Consider the following 20,936-nt stretch of genomic DNA (forward strand, 5'->3'; position numbering starts at 1 on the left):
CTTGCGCTGCGGATATCTGAACCGGAAATAGTCACTATTTCCGGTTTTTTATTCTCTTAATTTGCATTACTCCTTTCTGATTATCTTGCTTAACTGCGCTGCATCAATGAATTGCGCCATATCACTTTGCATACTTACCACTTTGTCTTGTGCAAGGGAAAATTTGCGCTATGTCCGCAATAACTGAATCCAAACCAACCAGAAGATGGGCAATGCCCGATACGCTGGTGATTATCTTTTTTGTCGCTATTTTAACCAGTCTCGCCACATGGGTTGTTCCGGTGGGGATGTTTGACAGTCAGGAAGTGCAGTACCAGGTTGATGGTCAGACGAAAACACGCAAAGTCGTAGACCCTCACTCATTTCGCATTCTGACCAACGAGGCCGGCGAACCTGAGTATCACCGCGTACAACTGTTCTCGACGGGCGATGAACGCCCTGGCCTGATGAACTTCCCGTTTGAAGGGTTAACCTCCGGATCGAAATACGGGACAGCCGTTGGCATCATCATGTTTATGCTGGTGATTGGCGGTGCATTTGGCATCGTGATGCGTACAGGAACCATTGATAACGGCATCCTGGCGCTTATCCGCCATACACGAGGGAATGAAATTCTCTTTATTCCTGCGCTGTTTATTCTCTTTTCGCTCGGTGGTGCGGTGTTCGGCATGGGGGAAGAGGCCGTCGCCTTTGCCATCATCATTGCCCCGCTAATGGTACGACTGGGTTATGACAGTATTACTACCGTCCTGGTGACCTATATCGCCACTCAAATCGGTTTTGCCAGCTCGTGGATGAACCCGTTCTGCGTAGTTGTCGCCCAGGGGATTGCTGGCGTTCCGGTGCTTTCCGGCTCCGGCCTGCGCATTGTGGTGTGGGTTATCGCCACTCTGATTGGCCTGATCTTTACCATGGTTTACGCCTCACGAGTGAAAAAGAATCCTCTGTTGTCACGCGTGCATGATTCCGATCGCTTCTTCCGTGAAAAGCAGGCTGACGTTGAACAACGTCCGTTTACCTTTGGTGACTGGCTGGTATTGATTGTCCTGACCGCCGTTATGATCTGGGTGATTTGGGGGGTGATCGTTAATGCCTGGTTTATTCCAGAAATCGCCAGCCAGTTCTTCACTATGGGGCTGGTGATTGGCATCATCGGCGTTGTCTTCCGTCTTAACGGCATGACGGTAAATACCATGGCTTCATCCTTTACCGAAGGCGCGCGCATGATGATCGCCCCTGCCCTGCTGGTGGGTTTCGCCAAAGGGATTTTGCTTCTGGTGGGTAACGGTGAAGCTGGTGAGGCCAGCGTGCTGAATACTATCCTCAACAGCATTGCCAATGCCATTAGCGGTCTGGATAACGCTGTCGCGGCCTGGTTTATGTTGCTCTTCCAGGCGGTATTCAATTTCTTCGTGACATCCGGTTCTGGTCAGGCTGCGCTAACCATGCCGTTACTGGCACCGCTTGGCGATCTGGTCGGTGTTAACCGTCAGGTTACCGTGCTGGCGTTCCAGTTTGGCGATGGCTTCAGTCACATCATTTACCCGACCTCGGCTTCGCTAATGGCGACGCTCGGCGTTTGCCGGGTGGACTTCCGTAACTGGCTGAAAGTGGGTGCGACACTGCTTGGACTGCTGTTTATTATGTCCAGCGTCGTGGTGATCGGCGCTCAGTTAATGGGCTACCATTAAAAATGTTAAGAGCCGCAATTGCGGCTCTTTTTTCATTCTGCCGTTTCAGTCTCTACGGCTTCATTTTTGGCATTGCGCTTCATCCACAACGCCAGAGCTTTCAGCGAGTCTGGAGTAAACTCATCGCAACGTGCGGTGATTTCTTCCGGCGTTAGCCAGCAAACTTCACTGACTTCATCTTCCTGGAGGGCGAATGGACCGTGAGAGACACAACTGAACAGCGCGCCCCAGACACGGCAATTTTTATCTTCGAAATAGAACTGCCCGTGCTCGGCAAAGGGGACACCAGCAATGCCCAACTCTTCTTCCGCTTCGCGACGTGCGGATTCCAGCAGTTGCTCATCGGCCTGGACCACACCACCAGCGGTCGCATCTAACATGCCGGGTAAAAAGTCTTTTGTCTCGGTACGACGCTGCACAAGAATTTTGCCCATGCCATCATGCACGACGATATAAGTTGCACGATGACGCAGACACTGTGCCCGCATTTGTTCCCGGCTGGCTTGTGCAATGACTTCGTTCTCTTCATTGACAATATCCACCCATTCAGTACTTGCCAAACGACGCTGTTCCATTATCAGGAAACCTTCTTTTTCTGGCGCTCTTACGGCGCATTTTGAGTTGTGGAGTAAATTACGGATTAATCGCGATCTGCGCAATGATACTTTGATCATTGAGTGCGATTACGCTTAGTACGTCATCATCCAACATGCCATAGCTCGCCGGATAGCCGCCTTTCGGAATGCTTACCGAACCGGGGTTAAAGTGGAAAATTTCACCCCGCTGTTCCGCCACTGGTAGATGGGTATGACCGTACACCAGCACGTCGTTCTGGTTTAAAGCCGGCAGATTATCCGGGCCAAACAGATGACCATGCGTCAGAAACAGACGTTGCTTTTCCAGTAATACCTGTTGCCACGGTGCGGTTATAGGGAAGTGCAGCAGCATCTGATCCACTTCGCTATCGCAGTTGCCGCGCACGGCGATAACTTTATGCGCCACCTCATTCAGCCGTTCGGCTACTTTGGCTGGCGCATACCCTTCAGGCAGGGCGTTTCTCGGGCCATGATTCAGCACGTCGCCAAGAATCACCAGCCACTGAGCTCCGCTCTGGGCAAACAAATCCAGAACACGTTCCGTCGCCGGTAACGACCCATGAATGTCCGATGCAAACATCAGTTTCATCACTCACTCCTCGTCGAAAAAACGTAAGCTATGATACTGGATTCTATCGCCTCTATCAGCCAGATTGCTTCGCCGAAAGTGCAATAAAAAGCTGAACTGAAGCCCGCTGCCACTGGAATGCTGCATAATCCACCAGACGTTCCGGCACCTCATCACCCTGTAATACCAGGCGGTTAATCATTAACGCCAAATCAGTATCTGCAATACACCACTCACCAAACAGATTCGGCTGGTCATGCGCCAGTAAATGTTCTGCCATCGCGAACAGTTTCTCTGCACTGGCCTTTCCCTCCACCGTTAATGGCGCTTTTTTCGCACCAGCAAAGACAACATCCGTCGGACGCTCTTCGCGGATGGGCATCAGATCGCTGCGTAGCCAGGCCTGAATCTGCCGTGCTCGCGCCCGATTTTGCAAATCAAGCGGATAAATGCGCTCCCAGGTCGGCGGCGCAAAACGATCCTCCAGATATTCTGCAATGGCAGAGGATTCACTTAACTCAAAATCATCAATTTGTAACAACGGCACGCGCCGTGTCTGTCCGTAACCTTGCCACGTCGGCCGCAAATGTTCACCGCTGTCGAGGTTGATGGTTTTTATATGAAAAGGCAGGCCTTTCTCCTGCAACGCCACCCAGGCGGATAACACATAAGGGGAGAAAAAATGGGCATCTGACCACAGCGTGATTGCAGGTTTACTCATTATGTCCTCAGCGATAAATGGGCTTGCTATCAAACTATAGAGCCTTTTTGTCACGGTTACTTGATGAAAACTTACACAAGTCGCTGCGCTTTCTATACTTGATGTGTTCAGATTATTAGATAACCGGAGCTGCAATGATCGATCTCTATTTCGCCCCAACGCCGAATGGTCACAAAATTACGTTGTTTCTCGAAGAGGCGGGACTGGATTATCGCTTAATCAAAGTTGACCTCGGTAAAGGTGGTCAGTTTCGCCCGGAGTTTTTGCGCATTTCACCCAACAATAAAATTCCGGCGATTGTTGATCATGCCCCGACTGACGGCGGTGAACCATTAAGCCTCTTTGAGTCAGGTGCAATTTTGTTGTATCTGGCGGAAAAAACAGGGCTATTTTTAGGTCATGAACCGCGTGAGCGCGCCGCCACATTACAGTGGTTATTCTGGCAGGTTGGAGGCCTGGGGCCGATGCTCGGGCAAAATCACCATTTTAATCATGCAGCGCCACAGACTATTCCCTATGCAATTGAGCGTTATCAGGTTGAAACTCAGCGTCTGTATCATGTGCTGAATAAGCGCCTGGAAAACTCGCCTTGGCTGGGCGGTGAAAACTACAGCATTGCAGATATTGCCTGCTGGCCGTGGGTTAATGCCTGGACTCGCCAGCGAATTGATCTCGCGATGTATCCGGCAGTAAAAAACTGGTATGAACGAATCCGCTCACGTCCTGCTACCGGGCAGGCGCTACTAAAAGCACAAGTAAATGATGAGATTTCGAATAGTTAACAGAACCTGGTTCTCGTGTATTATTTAATCCTAAATAAAACAACGGAGAACCTGCAATGGCACAACCTGCCGCGATTATTCGTATAAAGAACCTTCGCTTACGTACATTTATCGGAATTAAAGACGAAGAGATTAACAACCGTCAGGATATCGTTATCAACGTGACGATCCATTACCCCGCCGATAAAGCGCGTACCAGCGAAGATATTAATGACGCGCTGAATTATCGCACCGTTACCAAAAACATCATTCAACACGTAGAGAATAACCGTTTCTCTTTGCTGGAAAAATTAACTCAGGATGTGCTCGATATCGCACGTGAACATCACTGGGTGACGTATGCTGAAGTGGAGATCGATAAACTTCACGCGCTGCGCTATGCCGATTCAGTATCCATGACCTTGAGCTGGCAGCGTTAACCGCTATATCGGGAGGCTGCATGAATATAGTGATCACCGGAGGGACAGGATTAATTGGTCGCCATTTAATCCCACGCTTGTTGGAACTGGGTCATCAGGTAACGGTGGTAACGCGTAACCCGCAGACAGCCAGTTCCGTTCTCGGCTCCCGAGTGACACTATGGCAAGGGCTTGCCGATCAAAGCAACCTCAACAGCGTTGATGCAGTAATCAACCTGGCCGGAGAACCGATTGCTGATAAACGCTGGACTCGCGAGCAAAAAGATCGCCTCTGCCAAAGCCGCTGGAATATCACGCAAAAACTGGTGGATTTGATTAACGCCAGCGACACGCCGCCGTCAGTGCTCATTTCAGGCTCGGCGGCGGGATATTATGGTGACTTAGGTGAAGTCGTGGTCACTGAAGAAGAACCGCCACATAACGAATTTACCCATAAACTCTGCGCCCGTTGGGAGGAAATTGCCTGTCGGGCGCAAAGCGACAAAACACGAGTGTGCCTGCTGCGTACCGGCGTAGTACTGGCTTCGGATGGCGGTATCCTCGGCAAAATGCTGCCTCCGTTTCGCCTTGGCCTGGGCGGTCCGATTGGCTCCGGTCGGCAGTATCTGGCCTGGATTCATATTGATGATATGGTCAACGGTATTCTCTGGCTGCTGGATAACGATCTGCGCGGGCCATTTAATATGGTCTCGCCATATCCGGTACACAATGAACAATTTGCCCATGCGCTTGGTCATGCGCTGCATCGCCCGGCGATTTTGCGCGTCCCTGCCACAGCTATTCGCTTGCTGATGGGGGAATCATCGGTTCTGGTATTGGGCGGACAACGCGCCTTGCCAAAACGGCTTGAAGAAGCGGGGTTCGCTTTTCGCTGGTACGATTTAGAAGAGGCGCTGGCGGATGTCGTTCGCTGATGTGGTTTACTGCAAACATCCGCCAGTTAATCCCAGTGTTACAGGATTAGTGGCTTTGCGCGATAAGATCGTCTGGCGAAAGTCTGGTCACCATCAGAACTAACTCTCTGTCTAACCCTCTCTCCAACATCTCCTGAGCAATACGCAGGGCTTCTTCGTGTTTGCCCTGCATTGCGCCTTCTTCACGTAATCTGTCAGCAATGGTCATCAGTTTTCTCCTTTTCTTGTGGTGCACGTTCCGTTATCTCACCAATAAATGCTCGGAAACGCTGGGCATCCCCCGTTTGTAATACGTAATTAAACAGGGCTTTTAGCTGTCTGTCATTAGTGTTCCCTGTAACTAGCAGCGAAACAATTTGGTCGACTAATCCCAACAGATCGCGCTGACGAATATGTTTCTGAATTAACTCCAACAGCGCCATTTTGCGATGTTGCATAATCTCGTCATCCGGCACCACGGTAATATCCACCAACGGAAACGCTGATGAATATATTTTGCGGGCAATCGCAGGCTCGGCAAATTCATCAAGCCAGCAGAGTGAATATGGATAAGGGCTTCTGCAGCCATGATAAAACAGCATCGGGATCACCAATGGAAGCTCTTTATAGCCCGCATCAAGATGGTTTTGCATTGCCGCAATGGAATAACGCATCATGCGAAAAGCCATTAATTCTTCCGGCTTACTTTGGTGCTCTATCACTACATAAATATAACCCACTCCCTCCTGCGTTTTCACAGACCACAAGAGGTCGGAATAATATTGCCGCAGGTCTTCATCAATAAAACTGTTTGGTTCCAGTTTAAGCGTCGTTAAATCACACAGTTTGCGCAGCGGCGCGGGAAGGTGAATATCAATAAAATCCCGCGCGGTGTCTGGATGGCGTAAAAAAGATTTAAATACCGCATCATGCGGCGTGGAAGTTGCCGATATTGTCATGGCGTTCCGTCACCCCTCAAATTTAAGATGACGCGACAATAACCACGATTAACACCCAATGCAGCAGGCAGTTTTTATCTTTGGACAGCGAATTCAGAAGTATTTTTAGCGGACTGCAACTTTTACATTTCAGCGGAAGCTGACTCGCAAATTCCCCCTAAAAATACACCGGCAGCATTAGCCACCGGAGAGATAATTATTTTAGCGATCCCTTAAGGAACTGTTGCAGACGCGGACTTTGCGGGTTGCCGAATAACTTTTCTGGCGTACCCTCTTCTTCAATTTTCCCTTGATGAAGAAAAATTACATGCGTGGAGACGTGGCGGGCAAAGCCCATTTCGTGGGTCACTACAACCATCGTTTTCCCCTCTTCTGCGAGCTGCTGCATAATACGCAACACCTCGCCTACCAGTTCAGGATCGAGCGCCGAGGTAGGTTCATCAAACAGCAGAACTTCCGGTTCCATTGCCAGCGCCCTTGCGATGGAAACACGCTGTTGCTGACCACCGGACAGGTGCACCGGGTATTTACCCTGCGCACGTTCGTCTATGCCGACTTTCGCCAGATACTTCACCGCCCGCTCGCGAGCTTCCTGCTTGCTCAGGCCCAACACCTGAATCGGCGCTTCCATGACGTTTTCCAGTACCGTCATATGGCTCCAGAGATTGAAGTGCTGGAACACCATGGTCAGGCGTGTGCGCAGTAAGCGCAGCTGATTTTTATCGGCGACTTTGAGTTGACCGTCTTTGTCACGCACCAGATTGATCGTCTGACCATTAACCACGATCGATCCTTCGCTCGGCTTTTCGAGGAAGTTAATGCATCGCAAAAAGGTACTTTTCCCCGATCCCGACGACCCGATGATGCTTATCACATCTCCGGCGTTCGCCTGCAGGGAAACCCCTTTCAGCACTTCATGTTCGCCGTAGCGTTTGTGCAAATCGATAACGTTTAATTTATTCTCGGACATCGTATTCTCAGTGCGTTGAAGAAGGTTTCACATGCTGCAACCAGCGTTTTTCCGCTTTACGGAACAGGCTTATCAGGACATAAGAGATAATAAAATAGAGCACAGCGGCAATGCCGAAGGCGGTAAATGGTTGATAAGTGGCGGCGTTGATATCGCGAGCAATTTTCAGCAGATCCGGCACCGTGGCGGTGAAAGCCAGCGCAGTAGAGTGCAGCATCAGGATCACTTCGTTGCTGTATGCCGGTAACGCAATACGCAGCGCAGAAGGCAAAATAATGCAGCGATACATTTTAAAGGTCGAGAAGCCATAGGCTCTGGCGGCTTCAATTTCCCCATGCGGCACTGAACGAATTGCCCCGGCAAAAATCTCGGTAGTGTAAGCGCAGGTGTTAAGCGTCAGCGCCAGCACGGTACAGTTCAGGCCACTGCGGAAAAAGGCGTTAAGGAACTCGGTGCCCTTAACAATCTCCAGCGTGTACATGCCGGAATAGAACACCAGCAACTGAACATACAGCGGCGTACCGCGAAAAATATAGGTAAATAACCAGATTGGAAACTGGATGTATTTATTACTTGAGACACGACCAATCGCCAGAAACAGCGCCAGGACTCCGCCTATCACTACCGACAAAATAAGCAGCCACAGAGTGATCGCCACACCAGTAAAGCGATAACCGTCGGTCCACAGCAGCGGTTTCCAGTATTCATGTAAGATTTCGATCACAGGTCAGCCCTCTTCACACCCACGGAGTAGCGGCGCTCAAGGAACAGCAGCACACCATTGGAAACGGTGGTGAAAACCAGGTAAATCACGCCACAGACGATGGCGAAATAGAACGGTTCCCAGGTACTTTTACCCGCAAGTTGCGTGGCTTTGACCACATCTTCCAGGCCGAGTAACGAAACCAGAGCGGTAGATTTAAGGATCACCTGCCAGTTGTTGCCAATCCCCGGCAGGGCGTAACGCATCATCGCCGGAAACATGATCCGCCGAAACACTTGCCCACGAGTAAAACCAAACGCCGTCGCCGCCTCTATATGCCCTTTCGGCACTGCCATAAAAGCACCACGGAACGTTTCGGTAAAATAAGCACCGTAGATAAAACCGAGAGTGATAATACCAGCGACCATCGGATCGATATCAATCTGCCCGACGCCCATCGCCTCCGTCACCGTGTTTAGCGCAATCTGCAAACCGTAGAAAATCAGCAGCATCAACACCAAGTCCGGCACGCCACGAATCAGCGTGGTGTACCCTTCGAAAATCAGCCCCGAAAGCCGATTTTGCGAGAGCTTACCGCCAGCGCCAATTAAACCGATGATTACAGCGAGCACTACAGAGCTGATCGCCAGCTCCAGCGTGACGAGCGCACCCTGTAAAATAACACCTGAAAACCCATACAACATGCTGCCTGTCCTGTCGTGTGTGGTGAATTACCGCCTCTTGTCTCCCTCCGGTTACCCGAAGGGAGCGGGCTTTCTTTCACCGATGGCGATTAACCACCATAAACATCAAAATCGAAGTACTTTTTCGCTAATTTCTCGTAAGTACCGTCAGCGCGCATTTCGGCAAAGGCTTTGTTCAGTGCCTCGCGCAATTCGTTATCTTCTTTACGCAGGCCCATGCCGGTCCCTACGCCAAACAGTTTTTCATCTTTAACAGACGGACCACCGAATTTGTAATCTTTACCGACGGGTTGTTTGAGGAAACCTTCGCTGGCAGCGACCTCATCCTGGAACGCGGCATCAATACGTCCGGCAGTCAGGTCAGAATAAATGTTGTCCTGCCCCTGATACGAGACGATTTCAATGCCTTTTGGTGCCCAGTGTTCATTACCGAACGTCTCCTGGGTGGTGCCCTGCAATACGCCTACCCGTTTGCCTTTCAGCGACTCGACTGTCGGCTGAATGTCGGAATTTTTCGCCACCACCAGACGAGAATCGGCAGCGTACAGTTTGTCGGTGAAGGCAATTTCTTGCTGACGTTTTTCCGTAATGGAAAGCGATGACATGATGGCGTCAATCTTCTTCGCTTTTAAGGACGGGATTAACGCATCCAGCGGGTTTTCGACAAACGTACATTGCGTATTGATGCGCTTGCACAACTCCTTCGCCAGATCGATATCGAAGCCAACCAGTTCGCCTTGTGAATTTTTTGATTCAAATGGCGCATAGGTCGGATCGGTGCCGATGCGGATGTTTTGCGGGATCGCAGCAAACGCTGCAGTTGCGCTGGAGAAGGCCAGAACCAGAGAGAGCGATAGCACCAGTTTTTTCATAATGTCCTCAACTGACAGTCTTTTTATAGGGAATATTTACAGGTTTGTTACACTTATCGTGCCATAAAATTGACCATCAAGGCAAAATATCCCGCCCCGTTAGACGTATTATTTTTCATTAAAAATGCTTAAGTATGCATTTCAATGCACCACGATAGTGCAACAAACCTGGCGTGCACCATGATGATTCCCCATCAGGCGCTACTTCCCTGCGACGTATCAGTCACCATAGACATTAAAGTCGAAATACTTTTTCGCCATCTTGTCGTAGGTGCCGTCCTGACGCAGTTCGCCAAGCGCCTTATCAAAGGCGGCTTTCAGTTCGGCATCATCTTTACGTAGCCCTACGCCTGTACCATCACCGAAGTATTTTTTGTCTTTCACTGATGAGCCAGCAAAGGCGAACTCTTTACCGGCGGGTTGCTTGAGGAAACCTTCGCTGGCAGCCACTTCATCCTGCAGAGCGGCATCCAGACGACCTGCATCCAGATCGGAATAGACCAAATCCTGGTTAGCATAGGCCACCACATCGACGCCTTTACTGCGCCAGTTGTCATTAGCATACGCTTCCTGGGTGGAGCCTTGCAGCACGCCAACATGTTTACCTTTCAGTGAATCCAGCGTCGGCTGGATCGGCGAACCTTTGGCGGCAATCAAACGAGAATCTGCGGCGTACAGCTTGTCGGAGAAGGCAATCTCCTGCTGACGTTTATCGGTAATGGAGAGCGACGAAATAATGGCGTCGATTTTTTTCGCTTTCAGTGAGGGGATCAGCGCATCAAAGTCACTGGCAACCCAGGTACATTTCACCTGCATCCGTTTGCACATCTCGTTACCGAGATCGATATCAAAGCCAACAAAGTCACCTTTGGCATCTTTCGATGAGAACGGTGCATAGGTGGTATCCGTTCCGATACGTACCGTCTCCGGCAGCGCCGCATAGCTGGAAGCCGCTGCGGAGAGACCGACTAACAAAGACAGAGCGAGAATCGACTTCTTCATACATAACCCTCAAGTGAAATGGCTTTTTTATGTTGTGTATTGTGTTGTGTGTTGCAGGCTCTTTCATGCAGGTCTTATGCCATCTTGCCGACAGCAGAAACATTCGATGTTAAATATGTTAATAAGACGTTGCGTTATTGTCCTGAAGTTGAAGATAGCAGGTATGACGGTTCAATCGCAGCGTTTCGATTCAATGACAGGAACAAAATGTCGAGGATTTGATCGCGGTTGCAAAATTGCCCTGAAACAGGGCAACAGCAAAGTTATACGCCCTGCCAGCGGGCAAAGAGATCTTCGGGAAGGGTTATCGCAAACTGGTCAAGTACACGGTTAACCGTCTGATTTATGACATCATCAAGCGATTGTGGGCGATGATAAAACGCCGGAACGGGAGGCATAATCACCGCACCAATTTCCGCCGCCTGAGTCATTAACCGCAGGTGGCCTAAGTGCAATGGTGTTTCACGCACGCAGAGCACCAACGGGCGACGCTCTTTCAGCACCACGTCTGCCGCACGGGTCAGTAAACCATCGGTATAGCTATGGACAATGCCGGAAAGGGTTTTGATTGAACAGGGTAAAATCACCATCCCCAACGTCTGGAAAGAACCGGAAGAAATGCTGGCAGCAATATCGCGCGCATCGTGCGTCACATCGGCTAACGCTTGCACCTCGCGCAGGGAAAAATCCGTTTCGAGGGATAAGGTCTGGCGCGCCGCCTGGCTCATCACCAGATGCGTTTCAACATCTGCGACATCGCGCAGAATCTGTAATAAACGCACGCCATAAATCGCGCCGCTGGCACCGCTGATGCCTACAATGAGTCGTTTCATAAATAGTTGCCCTGTCAGACTTGCAGGCAGACTTTGCAGGATTTCGGCGGGAGTTGCAAGTCAGGGTGCCAGACCGGCACCCTGCGTGAAGGCGTCATCCTTCGTTATGCATTTCCAGATTTTCTACTTCGTTCTGGCGCTGCACCGCTTTGGCGTCGTCATTACGTAAAGTATCGAGGAAATCGAGGTAGCCCTGATCAACATCTTTGGTGACGTAGACGCCGTTGAACACCGAGCATTCAAACTGCTGGATATCCGGGTTTTCAGCGCGAACGGCTTCGATCAGATCGTTGAGATCCTGGAAGATAAGCCCGTCAGCACCAATGATCTGGCGAATTTCATCCACTTCACGACCGTGGGCGATAAGCTCCGTGGCGCTCGGCATATCAATACCATAAACGTTCGGGAAGCGAATTTCCGGTGCCGCAGAGGCGAGGTAAACTTTCTTCGCTCCGGCTTCGCGTGCCATCTCGATAATCTGCTCAGAAGTGGTGCCACGGACGATGGAGTCATCAACCAGCAGGACGTTTTTATCACGGAACTCGGCGCGGTTGGCGTTCAGTTTACGGCGCACAGACTTACGGCGCAGCTGCTGACCCGGCATGATAAAGGTGCGGCCAACATAGCGGTTTTTGACGAAGCCCTGGCGGTACGGTTTACCCAGAATTCGAGCGATTTCCAGCGCGATATCGCAGGAAGTTTCCGGGATTGGAATAACCACGTCGATATCCAGATCTTCCCATTCACGGGCAATTTTTTCGCCAAGTTTCGTTCCCATATTGACGCGGGCGCTGTAAACGGAAATTTTGTCGATGAACGAGTCCGGGCGGGCGAAGTAAACATACTCAAACAGGCACGGATTGCTGACCGGATTGTCGGCACACTGGCGGGTAAACAACTGTCCGTCTTCAGTGATGTAAATCGCTTCACCAGGTGCGACATCACGCAGGAACTCAAAGCCCAGGGTGTCGAGCGCAACGCTTTCAGAAGCGACCATATATTCTGTGCGATTCTCATCAATATCGCGCTTCCCTAACACCAGCGGACGAATGCCGTTAGGATCGCGAAACGCGACCATACCGTGGCCGATAATCATCGCCACACAGGCATACGCGCCTCGGATTAAGCGGTTTGTGGCGGCAATGGCGGCAAAAATGTTGTCGGCTTCCAGCGGGTAATGACGAAAGTTATCCAGTTCGCTGGCGAAGATATTGAGCAGAATTTCCGAGTCGGAAGTGGTGTTGATGTGGCGGCGTTTTTCTTCAAACAGCTTTTTACGCAACTCGTGAGCGTTAGTCAGATTGCCATTATGGGCAAGCGTGATGCCATACGGGGAGTTAACGTAAAACGGCTGTGCTTCAGAGGCGCTGGAGCTGCCAGCCGTAGGGTAACGCACATGACCAATGCCCATATTGCCCTGCAAACGCTGCATATGGCGAGCTTCAAATATATCGCTCACCAGACCGTTCGCTTTACGCAAACGGAAGCAGTTATTGGCATCAATGGTGATGATGCCAGCGGCATCCTGACCGCGATGCTGAAGCACCGTTAAGGCATCATAAATCGATTGGTTAACCGGCATAACACCGGCGATACCGACAATACCGCACATACGTCTTTTTCCTCGTTAAGCCACATCTCAGAACCGTTAGATCCTGGGCAAGAAACTTGACGAGCTTTGCAGATAATCAAAAAACCATCTGATGATAAAACTGAACTGCGGGATCAGCTGTGATTTGCTCCAGTCTTCGCTTTTCGACACTCCGGTAAAGGAGTCGAGAAAGAAAAGAATGGCAGCAACAATCAGCACACCACGCAACGCACCGAAACAGACGCCCAGCACCCGATCGGTGCCTGACAACCCTGTTTTCTCCACTAGCTGGCCTATCACGAAGTTCACGATAGCGCCAACGATAAGCGTGGCAATAAACAGTACCGCGATGGCAATCCCATTTCGAACCAGTTCGTCTTCAAAGCCCGTAAACCAGGGTGACAGGTAAGTGTAGTAATGACTGGCGACAAAGAAAGCACAACCCCATGTCACCAGCGATAACGCTTCACGAACAAAGCCACGGATCAGGCTAACCAGAGAGGAAAAAGCAATCACCGCGATTATGGCGTAATCAATCCAGACCATATGTGTCCCACGATTTTACGCCCTGTCATCCTGTTCGGGGCGCATTCTAACAGAAAAAGAAAACGTTTGCGTAGGGATTTCCTTCCCGCGCATCAATAAAAATGGCGCTGAAAAAATATTCAACGCCATCGGTTTTTTTGCCTTTGCGGCATCGGGCAATACGTGTCGGATGCGGCGTGAACGCCTTATCCGACCTACAGGGCTGCTCCTGTTCGGGCCTGATAAGATCGCATCAGGCAAAACCGTATTAATTCGGCGTATAGCCCATTACCACGCCGCTTAAGCCAGAAAGTTGCTTCAGCTCACCCAGCGAGCCTTTCAGCTTCTCTTTCGAAGCATCCGGCCCAACCAGAATACGGGTAATTTTACCCTGTACTGGCGTTGACGGCGACGTATAAACCCGGTATCCCGCACCGCGCAATTTACCAACAATCTCATTCACTTTGTCGGCATTTTTCAGCGCGCCCAGTTGCACAACATACGCTTTACCCGTCGGTTCAGCTTTTTCCTCCACGACCGGTTTCGGTTCTGGCTTCGGCGCAGGCGGTGCTTCTACTTTCGGCTTAGGCGGCTCCACCGGTTTTGGTTTCGGTGGAGCGACCGGTGCAGGTTCCGGTTCAAACTCGGTATTATTGGCCGCAATAATTGCCGGATCGAGCGAAGGTGCCGCAGCATCGCCCGCACGCACCTCCTCTGCAGCCCCTTCAGGCGGCTGTGTCGGCAATGCCTGGGTAGCGGCTGGCATCATATCAGGCTCATCGCGATCGCCCGCTTTAGGCACCAGCGGGATTGCCGCGAACTCATCCTGATAATGTTTTTTCTGCCCGTCCAGCAGCCCTGGCAGCACAATCACTCCCAGCGCCACCAGCACTATTGTGCCAACTAACCGATTCTGAAACTTACTCGCCACCGCTTCTCCTCGCGTCAATCACTTCCATGACATGTGCGACCGTGTGGAATGAACCACACACCAGCACGGTATCTTCCGGTTTAGCGTCCGCCATTGCAGCATCCCATGCCTGCGCAACGCTATCAAATGATTTGCCGTTACCCAAATGCTCAAGCAGTTGTTCTGCCGTGGCACCGCGCGGCCCTTCCAGTGGCGCACAATACCAGTCATCCACCACGCTTTTCAACCAGGCCAATGTCCCAGCAATATCTTTATCATGTAGCATACCGATTACTGCCAGTACGCGCCCGTTTTTCGGTAACGCTTTCATACGCCCGGTAAGATATTCTGCCGCATGGGGATTATGGGCGACATCAAAAATGACGCGTGGCGACTCGCTCACAATCTGGAAACGTCCCGGCAAAATTGCGCTGGCAATACCATCGCGAATTGCCTGCTCACTGACCTCCAGGCCGCTGGCACGCAGCGCCGCCAGCGCCGTTGCGGCATTCGGTTGTGGGACAAGCGGTAACGGCAGGTTTTCCAGCGTACCGTGTGCGTCGGTAAACGACCAGTCATGGTCGCTGACGGAATAATTCCACTCTACGCCTCGACGTCGCAACAGTGCGCCCTTCTCATGCGCCACATCGGCGATGGTGTACGGCATTTCAGGTTCACCAACGATCGCCGGTCTTTCACTGCGGAAGATCCCTGCTTTCTCGCGACCAATGCTTTCGCGATCTGGCCCCAGCCAGTCGGTATGATCCAGCGCAATGCTGGTCACCACGGCTACATCAGCATCGACAATATTGGTGGCATCCAGACGACCACCCAGCCCCACTTCCAGAATTACCACATCAAGTTGCGCCTGTTTAAACAGCCACAGCGCCGACAACGTGCCGAATTCAAAATAGGTCAGGGAAATATCACCGCGTGCCGATTCAATCTCAGCAAAAGAGGCGGTGTGGGCCGATTCTGGTAGTTCCTGACCCTGTACACGAACGCGCTCGGTATAACGCACCAGATGCGGCGAACTGTAAACACCCACTTTGTACCCTGCCGCCATGAGTATCGATTCCAGCGTGCGGCAGGTTGTGCCTTTGCCATTAGTACCCGCAACGGTAAACACAAACGGTGCTGGTTTCAGAACGCCGAGACGCGCTGCCACCTGGCTTACGCGCTCAAGGCCGAGATCGATAGTCTTACTGTGCAGGTTTTCCAGATAAGAAAGCCACGAAGCCAAAGGCGACGCGGCTTGAGGTGTGCGTTTGATAATCATGGTATCCGCTGATTCATTACGGGGATAATAGCAAAAGGGCAGAGCCAGTGGCCCTGCCCTTATCAGTTATCAGGCCTCAGGTTCCTGATCCGGTGCTGGTGGCACCACTTCACCTTCACGTGGCGCTTCAGGATTTGGCGCTGGCAGATTCATCAGCTTCGCCAGAATGCTCGCCAGTTTCAGGCGCATTTCCGGACGGCGGACGATCATGTCGATCGCGCCTTTTTCGATCAGGAACTCACTGCGCTGGAATCCCGGCGGCAGTTTTTCGCGAACGGTCTGTTCAATAACACGCGGGCCGGCAAAGCCGATCAACGCTTTCGGTTCAGCAATATTGAGATCGCCAAGCATCGCGAAACTTGCAGAAACGCCGCCCATGGTCGGATCGGTCAGTACGGAAATGTACGGCAGACCGCGCTCTTGCATTTTCGCCAGCGCCGCAGAGGTTTTCGCCATCTGCATCAGCGACATCAGCGCCTCTTGCATACGTGCGCCACCAGAGGCGGAAAAGCAGATAAGTGGGCAGTTGTCTTCCAGCGCCTGCTCAACGGCACGCACAAAACGAGCACCCACTACGGATCCCATTGAACCGCCCATAAAGGCAAATTCGAAGGCAGCAGCAACGACCGGCATTCCATACAGGGTGCCTTTCATTACTACCAGCGCGTCTTTTTCGCCGGTTTCTTTCTGTGCTGATGCCAGACGATCTTTATACTTTTTGGAGTCACGGAACTTCAGCACATCTTTCGGCTCAAGCTCGCTACCCAGCTCCACAAGGCTTCCTTCATCTAACAGGCTATGCAGGCGATTACGCGCCGTCATACGCATGTGATGGTCACACTTCGGACAGACCTCAAGATTACGTTCCAGCTCTGCACGGTATAAAACCTGACCGCAGCTATCACACTTAGTCCACACACCTTCAGGAATGCTTGCCTTGCGGGTGGGAGTAATGTTGCTTTTAATTCGTTCAATCCAGCTCATTAGGGACCTTTCTGTCTGAACCTGGTTCGATGCCAGTTTTATCTTTGGGGACGCATAATGCCATTTTTGCCCCCAACAGACCATCAATGTTGCACATTAAAACATAACAGCCCGAAACTTTGGATAAAAAAGTGGTCGAACCGCCGAGTTACTTTATTTTGCGGCGCGTGCCGCAGCGCGTTTGTGACGGATAATTTCGATGACGCCCGGCAATATGGAAACCACAATAATCCCGACGATCAGCAGCTTAAGGTTATCCTGAACCATTGGGATTGTACCGAAGAAATAGCCTGCGTAGGTAAAAAGCAGTACCCATAACAGCGCGCCGATCACATTGTAAGCGGCGAAATGACGGTACGACATGTGGCCCATCCCCGCAACAAACGGGGCGAACGTTCTGACGATCGGCACAAAACGGGCGAGAATAATGGTTTTGCCGCCGTGTTTCTCATAAAACTGATGCGTTTTGTCGAGATAGCTACGACGGAAAATTTTCGAGTTCGGATTACTGAATAATTTCTCCCCGAACAACCGTCCGATGGTGTAGTTAACTGCATCACCAACAATCGCGGCAATTAACATCAGTACGACCATCATATGAACATTGAGATCGTTGGTTTCAAGCGAAGCCAGTGCTCCAGCGACAAACAGCAGCGAATCTCCCGGCAGAAACGGTGTCACCACCAGACCGGTTTCACAGAACAAAATCAAAAACAGGATGGCATAAACCCAGACGCCATACTCTGCGACCAGCTCCGCCAGATGCACATCAATGTGCAGGATAAAATCGATGAGGAAATAAATCAGGTCCATAATTGCCTATGCCTTTTGCTCTTACTCTTTCAGGCCGTAACTGCGTTGGCTACGGCCTGAAATGTTCAGAGCATTATTCTCATTAGTCCGCCAGAAATAGCGGGCCCATTGGCGGCTTTGGAAGATCAAATCGGTCAGGGTAATCCACCGCAACCAGATACAGACCTTCCGCTTTCGCCGTTGCTGCCGCCAGCGTTCTGTCCTTTGCCGCCAACAGCTCTGTTATCCAGCTCTCTGGCTGGTTGTGGGCACCGACTTCCATCAGGCTGCCAACAATATTCCTCACCATATGGTGTACAAAGGCATTCGCTTTGATATCCACCACCACATAAGGACCGTGACGCGTGACGTTGATATGCATAACATTGCGCCACGGCGTTCGGGACTGGCACTGCACCGCGCGAAACGAGGTGAAATCATTCTCGCCCAGCAGACATTGCGCAGCCCGATGCATCCGTTCGGCGTCCAGCGGTTCGTAAAAGTGGGTTACCCCTTTACTCAGTACTGCCGGGCGCAGCCGATGATTGTAGATGATGTAGCGATAACGGCGAGCCGTGGCGCTAAATCGGGCATGAAAATCATCGGGTACAGCTTTAACCCAACGAACGGCGATGTCACCAGGTAAATTCGCATTTACGCCCAACGTCCACGCAGCGTCTTTACGCTGCGCGGTGGTTTCGAAATGCACAACCTGCCCGGTGCCGTGTACGCCTGCGTCGGTACGCCCGGCGCAGAAGACGGTGATCGGTTCGTTCGCCACCTGCGAGAGCGCCTTTTCCAGCTTCTCCTGCACGCTGCGAACTTCGTTCTGCCGTTGCCAGCCGTAATATCTGCTGCCGTCGTACTCAATGCCCAGCGCAATTTTATAAACTGGCGGTTGTTGCTGGTCGGACATTAGTACAGGTACTCCTGCACCAGTTTTTCAGCGATCTTCACTGCCATCAATGCGCCGCCAAAGCGAACGTTATCAGCCACCGACCAGAACTGAATTTGTTCCGGCATACCATAGTCATTACGCACGCAACCAACAGAAAGATGCGGCGACCCGGAAGCATCGCCCACCTGCGTTGGAAATTCATTCTCTTCAGAAAGCTCAATATCTTCGCTTTGAGCAAACGCATCACGCGCTTCTTCCGCCGCCAGCGGACGCAGTGCTTCAAAGTTGACCATCTGAGCATGACCATAAAATACCGGTGCCTGGACGACGCTTGCCGAAATCATCAGTCCTTCGTCCTGCATGATTTTGCGCACTTCATCGACGATACGGCGTTCTTCGCGCACGCTACCTTCGCGATCCGGCAACAGGGGTAGCATGTTGAACGCCAGCTGACGACCAAAGAAATCTTCTTCATCAATCGGAATACCGTTGAGCAATTTCGCGCTCTGCCCTGCTAACGCATCGACCGCTTTTTTACCCTGGGCGGAGGCAGAAATCAGGCTGGTGACGCTGATACGAGACAAACCGCCTTGATCGATTAACGGTTTCAGTGCTGCCAGTAACTGACTGGTCAGGCTATCAGGAACAGCAATAACGTTGCGATTACGGTAGTCCGTCAGTACAAAAGGATTCACTTCCGGCACCACCAGCGGTACGTCGGGTTCGAGAGCAAACAATCCGCTGCTGTCGATCACCAGACAACCCGCGTTGGTCGCTTCTTCAACCCAGGCAGCGGTCGCTTCTTTGCCTGCGACAAAAAATGCAAGTTGCGCCTGCGTCCAGTCAAATTCAGCGGCATCCTGCACGGTGATTGTCTTACCACCAAAGCGCAGATGTTCACCTGCGCTTTCGTTACGTGCCAGTGCATAAATTTCCCCAACCGGGAACTGACGTTCAGCCAGCGTTTCAAGCAGGGCTTCGCCCACAGCGCCAGTTGCGCCCAGGACGGCAATGTTCCAGCCTTCAGACATGGTGGTTTACTCCAGAAATAGCAAAGCTCCCTGCCAATATTACAGCAGAGAGCATGAAGAAGAGATTAACGTGCCGGATGATGAACGGCGTTAAAACCCAGTTTACACAGTAATGCCGCCGCGCTGGCGTCATCACAGATCACATACAGAGACGACCATTCACGGCGCTCAAGGTAGTTTTTGCGCAGTTTATCAAACTCACCCGGTATCCCGGCGACTTTACGCAGCGGTGCGTCATCGCGGCGCACATCATACACCAAATGCACCAGCCTTTTCAGCGTTGGCTGATCGAGCGAGCCATGCAGCGTAATGCGACCAAACTCTGGCGTTGGCAATAAGGTATCCAGCGCAACGTGCTGCTCATGACCAATAAATTTGCTGTATGCTTCAAATACTTGTGTGGTTCCGCGCGCTTTTCCTTCCAGGGTATAACCGGCGATATGCGGCGTGCCGATATCCACTTTCTTCAACAGTTCTACGTTGAGTTCCGGCTCCCCTTCCCAGACATCCAGCACCACGCTTAACTTCTGGCCTTTGTTCAGGCAAGTCAATAACGCGGTATTATCAACGACCGCGCCACGGCAAGCGTTAATCAAAATAGTCCCTGGCTTCAGGCGGCGGATCAATTTTTCATCCGCCAGATGTAGCGTTTTGTACGGCCCATCTTTAAAGAGCGGTGTATGGAAAGTCAGAATATCCGCGTGCTGAACCAGCTCATCAAGAGAACGGAAATCTCCCTCATCCCCACGATCGGCGCGTGGCGGATCGCAAAGCAAGGTTTTAATCCCCAACGCCTCCAGCCGCGCCTGTAATCGACGACCGACATTACCGACGCCCACGATCCCCACGGTACGGTCATGCAGTGAAAATCCATCGCGTTCGGCAAGCATCAGTAATGACGAGAAAACGTATTCCACTACCGCAATCGCATTACAGCCAGGTGCCGCAGAAAAACCAATTCCCGTCTGCTTCAACCATGCCTCATCAACATGGTCTGTCCCTGCCGTGGCAGTGCCAACAAATTTTACCAGTTTCCCCGTCAGCAGCGACGCGTTCACTTTTGTGACTGAACGCACCATCAGCGCATCTGCATCATCCAGTTCAGCGACTGGAATTGGACGCCCCGGAACCGCTTTCACCTCACCCAGACGGCTAAATAATTCGCGGGCATAAGGCATATTTTCATCAACAAGGATTTTCACGTTTGTGCTAC

The 20,936-nt window shown here is 51.4% G+C and carries 22 protein-coding genes and 1 pseudogene; 4 read left to right on the forward strand and 19 right to left on the reverse strand.

What is annotated here, in order from left to right; all coding sequences use genetic code 11:
- The first annotated feature begins 170 nt into the window (after positions 1-170).
- Complete coding sequence (gene yfcC / locus WC5_RS01450; RefSeq protein ID WP_001274483.1) at positions 171-1,691, forward strand: putative basic amino acid antiporter YfcC; 1,521 nt, start codon at positions 171-173, stop codon at positions 1,689-1,691.
- A gap of 32 nt (positions 1,692-1,723) precedes the next feature.
- Here yfcC and yfcD read toward each other — a convergent pair whose 3' ends face one another.
- From yfcD to yfcF, 3 genes are read right to left on the reverse strand one after another with little or no spacing between them, the layout of a single operon-like run.
- On the reverse strand, positions 1,724-2,266 hold the full coding sequence (yfcD, locus tag WC5_RS01445) for an NUDIX hydrolase YfcD (RefSeq protein ID WP_000437935.1): 543 nt from the start codon (positions 2,264-2,266) through the stop codon (positions 1,724-1,726).
- Positions 2,267-2,324: 58 nt separating this feature from the next.
- Positions 2,325-2,876 carry a phosphodiesterase gene (gene yfcE / locus WC5_RS01440; protein WP_010351461.1) on the reverse strand — a complete coding sequence of 184 codons (552 nt, stop codon included), beginning with the start codon at positions 2,874-2,876 and terminating at the stop codon, positions 2,325-2,327.
- A 55-nt stretch (positions 2,877-2,931) separates the two neighbouring features.
- Complete coding sequence (gene yfcF / locus WC5_RS01435; protein ID WP_000042422.1) at positions 2,932-3,576, reverse strand: glutathione transferase; 645 nt, start codon at positions 3,574-3,576, stop codon at positions 2,932-2,934.
- A gap of 134 nt (positions 3,577-3,710) precedes the next feature.
- Here yfcF and yfcG point away from each other — a divergent pair, with 134 nt between their 5' ends.
- Genes yfcG through WC5_RS01420 form a run of 3 tightly spaced genes read left to right on the forward strand, consistent with a single transcriptional unit; the run spans position 3,711 to position 5,691 of the window.
- Positions 3,711-4,358, forward strand: coding sequence for a GSH-dependent disulfide bond oxidoreductase (yfcG, locus tag WC5_RS01430; RefSeq protein ID WP_000566492.1), 648 nt, complete (start codon positions 3,711-3,713; stop codon positions 4,356-4,358).
- A 56-nt stretch (positions 4,359-4,414) separates the two neighbouring features.
- The gene (gene folX, locus WC5_RS01425) at positions 4,415-4,777 is read left to right on the forward strand and encodes a dihydroneopterin triphosphate 2'-epimerase (RefSeq protein WP_000068454.1); all 363 of its coding nucleotides are present in this window, start codon (positions 4,415-4,417) and stop codon (positions 4,775-4,777) included.
- Between the two features lie 20 nt (positions 4,778-4,797).
- Positions 4,798-5,691 (forward strand): TIGR01777 family oxidoreductase, encoded by an 894-nt coding sequence (locus WC5_RS01420; protein ID WP_001028351.1) that lies wholly within the window; start codon positions 4,798-4,800, stop codon positions 5,689-5,691.
- 46 nt (positions 5,692-5,737) lie between these two features.
- Here the strand turns inward: WC5_RS01420 and rpnB are convergent.
- From rpnB to pdxB, 16 genes and pseudogenes are all read right to left on the reverse strand, one after another.
- Positions 5,738-6,629: pseudogene (gene rpnB / locus WC5_RS01415) on the reverse strand (recombination-promoting nuclease RpnB).
- Positions 6,630-6,825: 196 nt separating this feature from the next.
- Complete coding sequence (gene hisP / locus WC5_RS01410; RefSeq protein WP_001293616.1) at positions 6,826-7,599, reverse strand: histidine ABC transporter ATP-binding protein HisP; 774 nt, start codon at positions 7,597-7,599, stop codon at positions 6,826-6,828.
- A gap of 7 nt (positions 7,600-7,606) precedes the next feature.
- Positions 7,607-8,323, reverse strand: coding sequence for an ABC transporter permease (locus WC5_RS01405; protein ID WP_000569955.1), 717 nt, complete (start codon positions 8,321-8,323; stop codon positions 7,607-7,609).
- Positions 8,320-9,006 (reverse strand): histidine ABC transporter permease HisQ, encoded by a 687-nt coding sequence (gene hisQ, locus WC5_RS01400; protein WP_000965518.1) that lies wholly within the window; start codon positions 9,004-9,006, stop codon positions 8,320-8,322. Before hisQ ends, WC5_RS01405 begins: the two co-directional genes overlap by 4 nt.
- 89 nt (positions 9,007-9,095) lie before the next feature.
- A complete protein-coding gene (hisJ, locus tag WC5_RS01395; RefSeq protein ID WP_000737621.1) occupies positions 9,096-9,878 on the reverse strand; it encodes a histidine ABC transporter substrate-binding protein HisJ in 783 nt (260 codons plus the stop codon).
- Positions 9,879-10,097: 219 nt separating this feature from the next.
- Entirely contained in the window at positions 10,098-10,880 is a 783-nt protein-coding gene (argT, locus tag WC5_RS01390) for a lysine/arginine/ornithine ABC transporter substrate-binding protein ArgT (RefSeq protein WP_000748253.1), read from the reverse strand.
- A 263-nt stretch (positions 10,881-11,143) separates the two neighbouring features.
- Positions 11,144-11,713 (reverse strand): flavin prenyltransferase UbiX, encoded by a 570-nt coding sequence (ubiX, locus tag WC5_RS01385; RefSeq protein ID WP_000825675.1) that lies wholly within the window; start codon positions 11,711-11,713, stop codon positions 11,144-11,146.
- Between the two features lie 94 nt (positions 11,714-11,807).
- Positions 11,808-13,325 carry an amidophosphoribosyltransferase gene (gene purF / locus WC5_RS01380; protein ID WP_000334206.1) on the reverse strand — a complete coding sequence of 506 codons (1,518 nt, stop codon included), beginning with the start codon at positions 13,323-13,325 and terminating at the stop codon, positions 11,808-11,810.
- A 36-nt stretch (positions 13,326-13,361) separates the two neighbouring features.
- Complete coding sequence (gene cvpA / locus WC5_RS01375; RefSeq protein ID WP_000262106.1) at positions 13,362-13,850, reverse strand: colicin V production protein; 489 nt, start codon at positions 13,848-13,850, stop codon at positions 13,362-13,364.
- A 247-nt stretch (positions 13,851-14,097) separates the two neighbouring features.
- On the reverse strand, positions 14,098-14,760 hold the full coding sequence (dedD, locus tag WC5_RS01370; protein WP_000146985.1) for a cell division protein DedD: 663 nt from the start codon (positions 14,758-14,760) through the stop codon (positions 14,098-14,100).
- Positions 14,750-16,018 carry a bifunctional tetrahydrofolate synthase/dihydrofolate synthase gene (gene folC, locus WC5_RS01365; protein WP_000584560.1) on the reverse strand — a complete coding sequence of 423 codons (1,269 nt, stop codon included), beginning with the start codon at positions 16,016-16,018 and terminating at the stop codon, positions 14,750-14,752. The genes dedD and folC overlap by 11 nt, the downstream gene beginning before the upstream one ends.
- 69 nt (positions 16,019-16,087) lie before the next feature.
- Positions 16,088-17,002, reverse strand: coding sequence for an acetyl-CoA carboxylase, carboxyltransferase subunit beta (gene accD, locus WC5_RS01360; RefSeq protein ID WP_000118402.1), 915 nt, complete (start codon positions 17,000-17,002; stop codon positions 16,088-16,090).
- Between the two features lie 153 nt (positions 17,003-17,155).
- Positions 17,156-17,815, reverse strand: a complete 660-nt coding sequence (locus WC5_RS01355) for a DedA family protein (RefSeq protein WP_000364335.1) — start codon at positions 17,813-17,815, stop codon at positions 17,156-17,158.
- An 82-nt stretch (positions 17,816-17,897) separates the two neighbouring features.
- On the reverse strand, positions 17,898-18,710 hold the full coding sequence (gene truA / locus WC5_RS01350; RefSeq protein ID WP_001283599.1) for a tRNA pseudouridine(38-40) synthase TruA: 813 nt from the start codon (positions 18,708-18,710) through the stop codon (positions 17,898-17,900).
- Positions 18,710-19,723 (reverse strand): aspartate-semialdehyde dehydrogenase, encoded by a 1,014-nt coding sequence (locus WC5_RS01345; protein WP_001289152.1) that lies wholly within the window; start codon positions 19,721-19,723, stop codon positions 18,710-18,712. Before WC5_RS01345 ends, truA begins: the two co-directional genes overlap by 1 nt.
- A 65-nt stretch (positions 19,724-19,788) precedes the next feature.
- Positions 19,789-20,925: a 4-phosphoerythronate dehydrogenase PdxB gene (gene pdxB / locus WC5_RS01340; protein WP_000699162.1), complete on the reverse strand. Its 1,137-nt coding sequence runs from the start codon at positions 20,923-20,925 to the stop codon at positions 19,789-19,791.
- Positions 20,926-20,936 lie beyond the last annotated feature (11 nt).

The sequence above is a fragment of the Escherichia sp. KTE114 genome, assembly GCF_000407765.1.
In the GTDB taxonomy this organism is placed as follows: domain Bacteria; phylum Pseudomonadota; class Gammaproteobacteria; order Enterobacterales; family Enterobacteriaceae; genus Escherichia; species Escherichia ruysiae.

Bases quoted from the DNA above. Each gene is read 5' to 3' on its own strand.
- hisJ (WP_000737621.1), bottom strand. From the start codon at position 9,878: ATGAAAAAACTGGTGCTATCGCTCTCTCTGGTTCTGGCCTTCTCCAGC.
- folX (WP_000068454.1), top strand. From the start codon at position 4,415: ATGGCACAACCTGCCGCGATTATTCGTATAAAGAACCTTCGCTTACGT.
- WC5_RS01420 (WP_001028351.1), top strand. From the start codon at position 4,798: ATGAATATAGTGATCACCGGAGGGACAGGATTAATTGGTCGCCATTTA.
- WC5_RS01345 (WP_001289152.1), bottom strand. From the start codon at position 19,723: ATGTCTGAAGGCTGGAACATTGCCGTCCTGGGCGCAACTGGCGCTGTG.
- folC (WP_000584560.1), bottom strand. From the start codon at position 16,018: ATGATTATCAAACGCACACCTCAAGCCGCGTCGCCTTTGGCTTCGTGG.
- yfcD (WP_000437935.1), bottom strand. From the start codon at position 2,266: ATGGAACAGCGTCGTTTGGCAAGTACTGAATGGGTGGATATTGTCAAT.
- WC5_RS01355 (WP_000364335.1), bottom strand. From the start codon at position 17,815: ATGGACCTGATTTATTTCCTCATCGATTTTATCCTGCACATTGATGTG.
- accD (WP_000118402.1), bottom strand. From the start codon at position 17,002: ATGAGCTGGATTGAACGAATTAAAAGCAACATTACTCCCACCCGCAAG.
- argT (WP_000748253.1), bottom strand. From the start codon at position 10,880: ATGAAGAAGTCGATTCTCGCTCTGTCTTTGTTAGTCGGTCTCTCCGCA.
- purF (WP_000334206.1), bottom strand. From the start codon at position 13,325: ATGTGCGGTATTGTCGGTATCGCCGGTGTTATGCCGGTTAACCAATCG.
- yfcC (WP_001274483.1), top strand. From the start codon at position 171: ATGTCCGCAATAACTGAATCCAAACCAACCAGAAGATGGGCAATGCCC.
- cvpA (WP_000262106.1), bottom strand. From the start codon at position 13,850: ATGGTCTGGATTGATTACGCCATAATCGCGGTGATTGCTTTTTCCTCT.
- ubiX (WP_000825675.1), bottom strand. From the start codon at position 11,713: ATGAAACGACTCATTGTAGGCATCAGCGGTGCCAGCGGCGCGATTTAT.
- yfcF (WP_000042422.1), bottom strand. From the start codon at position 3,576: ATGAGTAAACCTGCAATCACGCTGTGGTCAGATGCCCATTTTTTCTCC.
- hisP (WP_001293616.1), bottom strand. From the start codon at position 7,599: ATGTCCGAGAATAAATTAAACGTTATCGATTTGCACAAACGCTACGGC.
- yfcE (WP_010351461.1), bottom strand. From the start codon at position 2,876: ATGAAACTGATGTTTGCATCGGACATTCATGGGTCGTTACCGGCGACG.
- truA (WP_001283599.1), bottom strand. From the start codon at position 18,710: ATGTCCGACCAGCAACAACCGCCAGTTTATAAAATTGCGCTGGGCATT.
- hisQ (WP_000965518.1), bottom strand. From the start codon at position 9,006: ATGTTGTATGGGTTTTCAGGTGTTATTTTACAGGGTGCGCTCGTCACG.
- yfcG (WP_000566492.1), top strand. From the start codon at position 3,711: ATGATCGATCTCTATTTCGCCCCAACGCCGAATGGTCACAAAATTACG.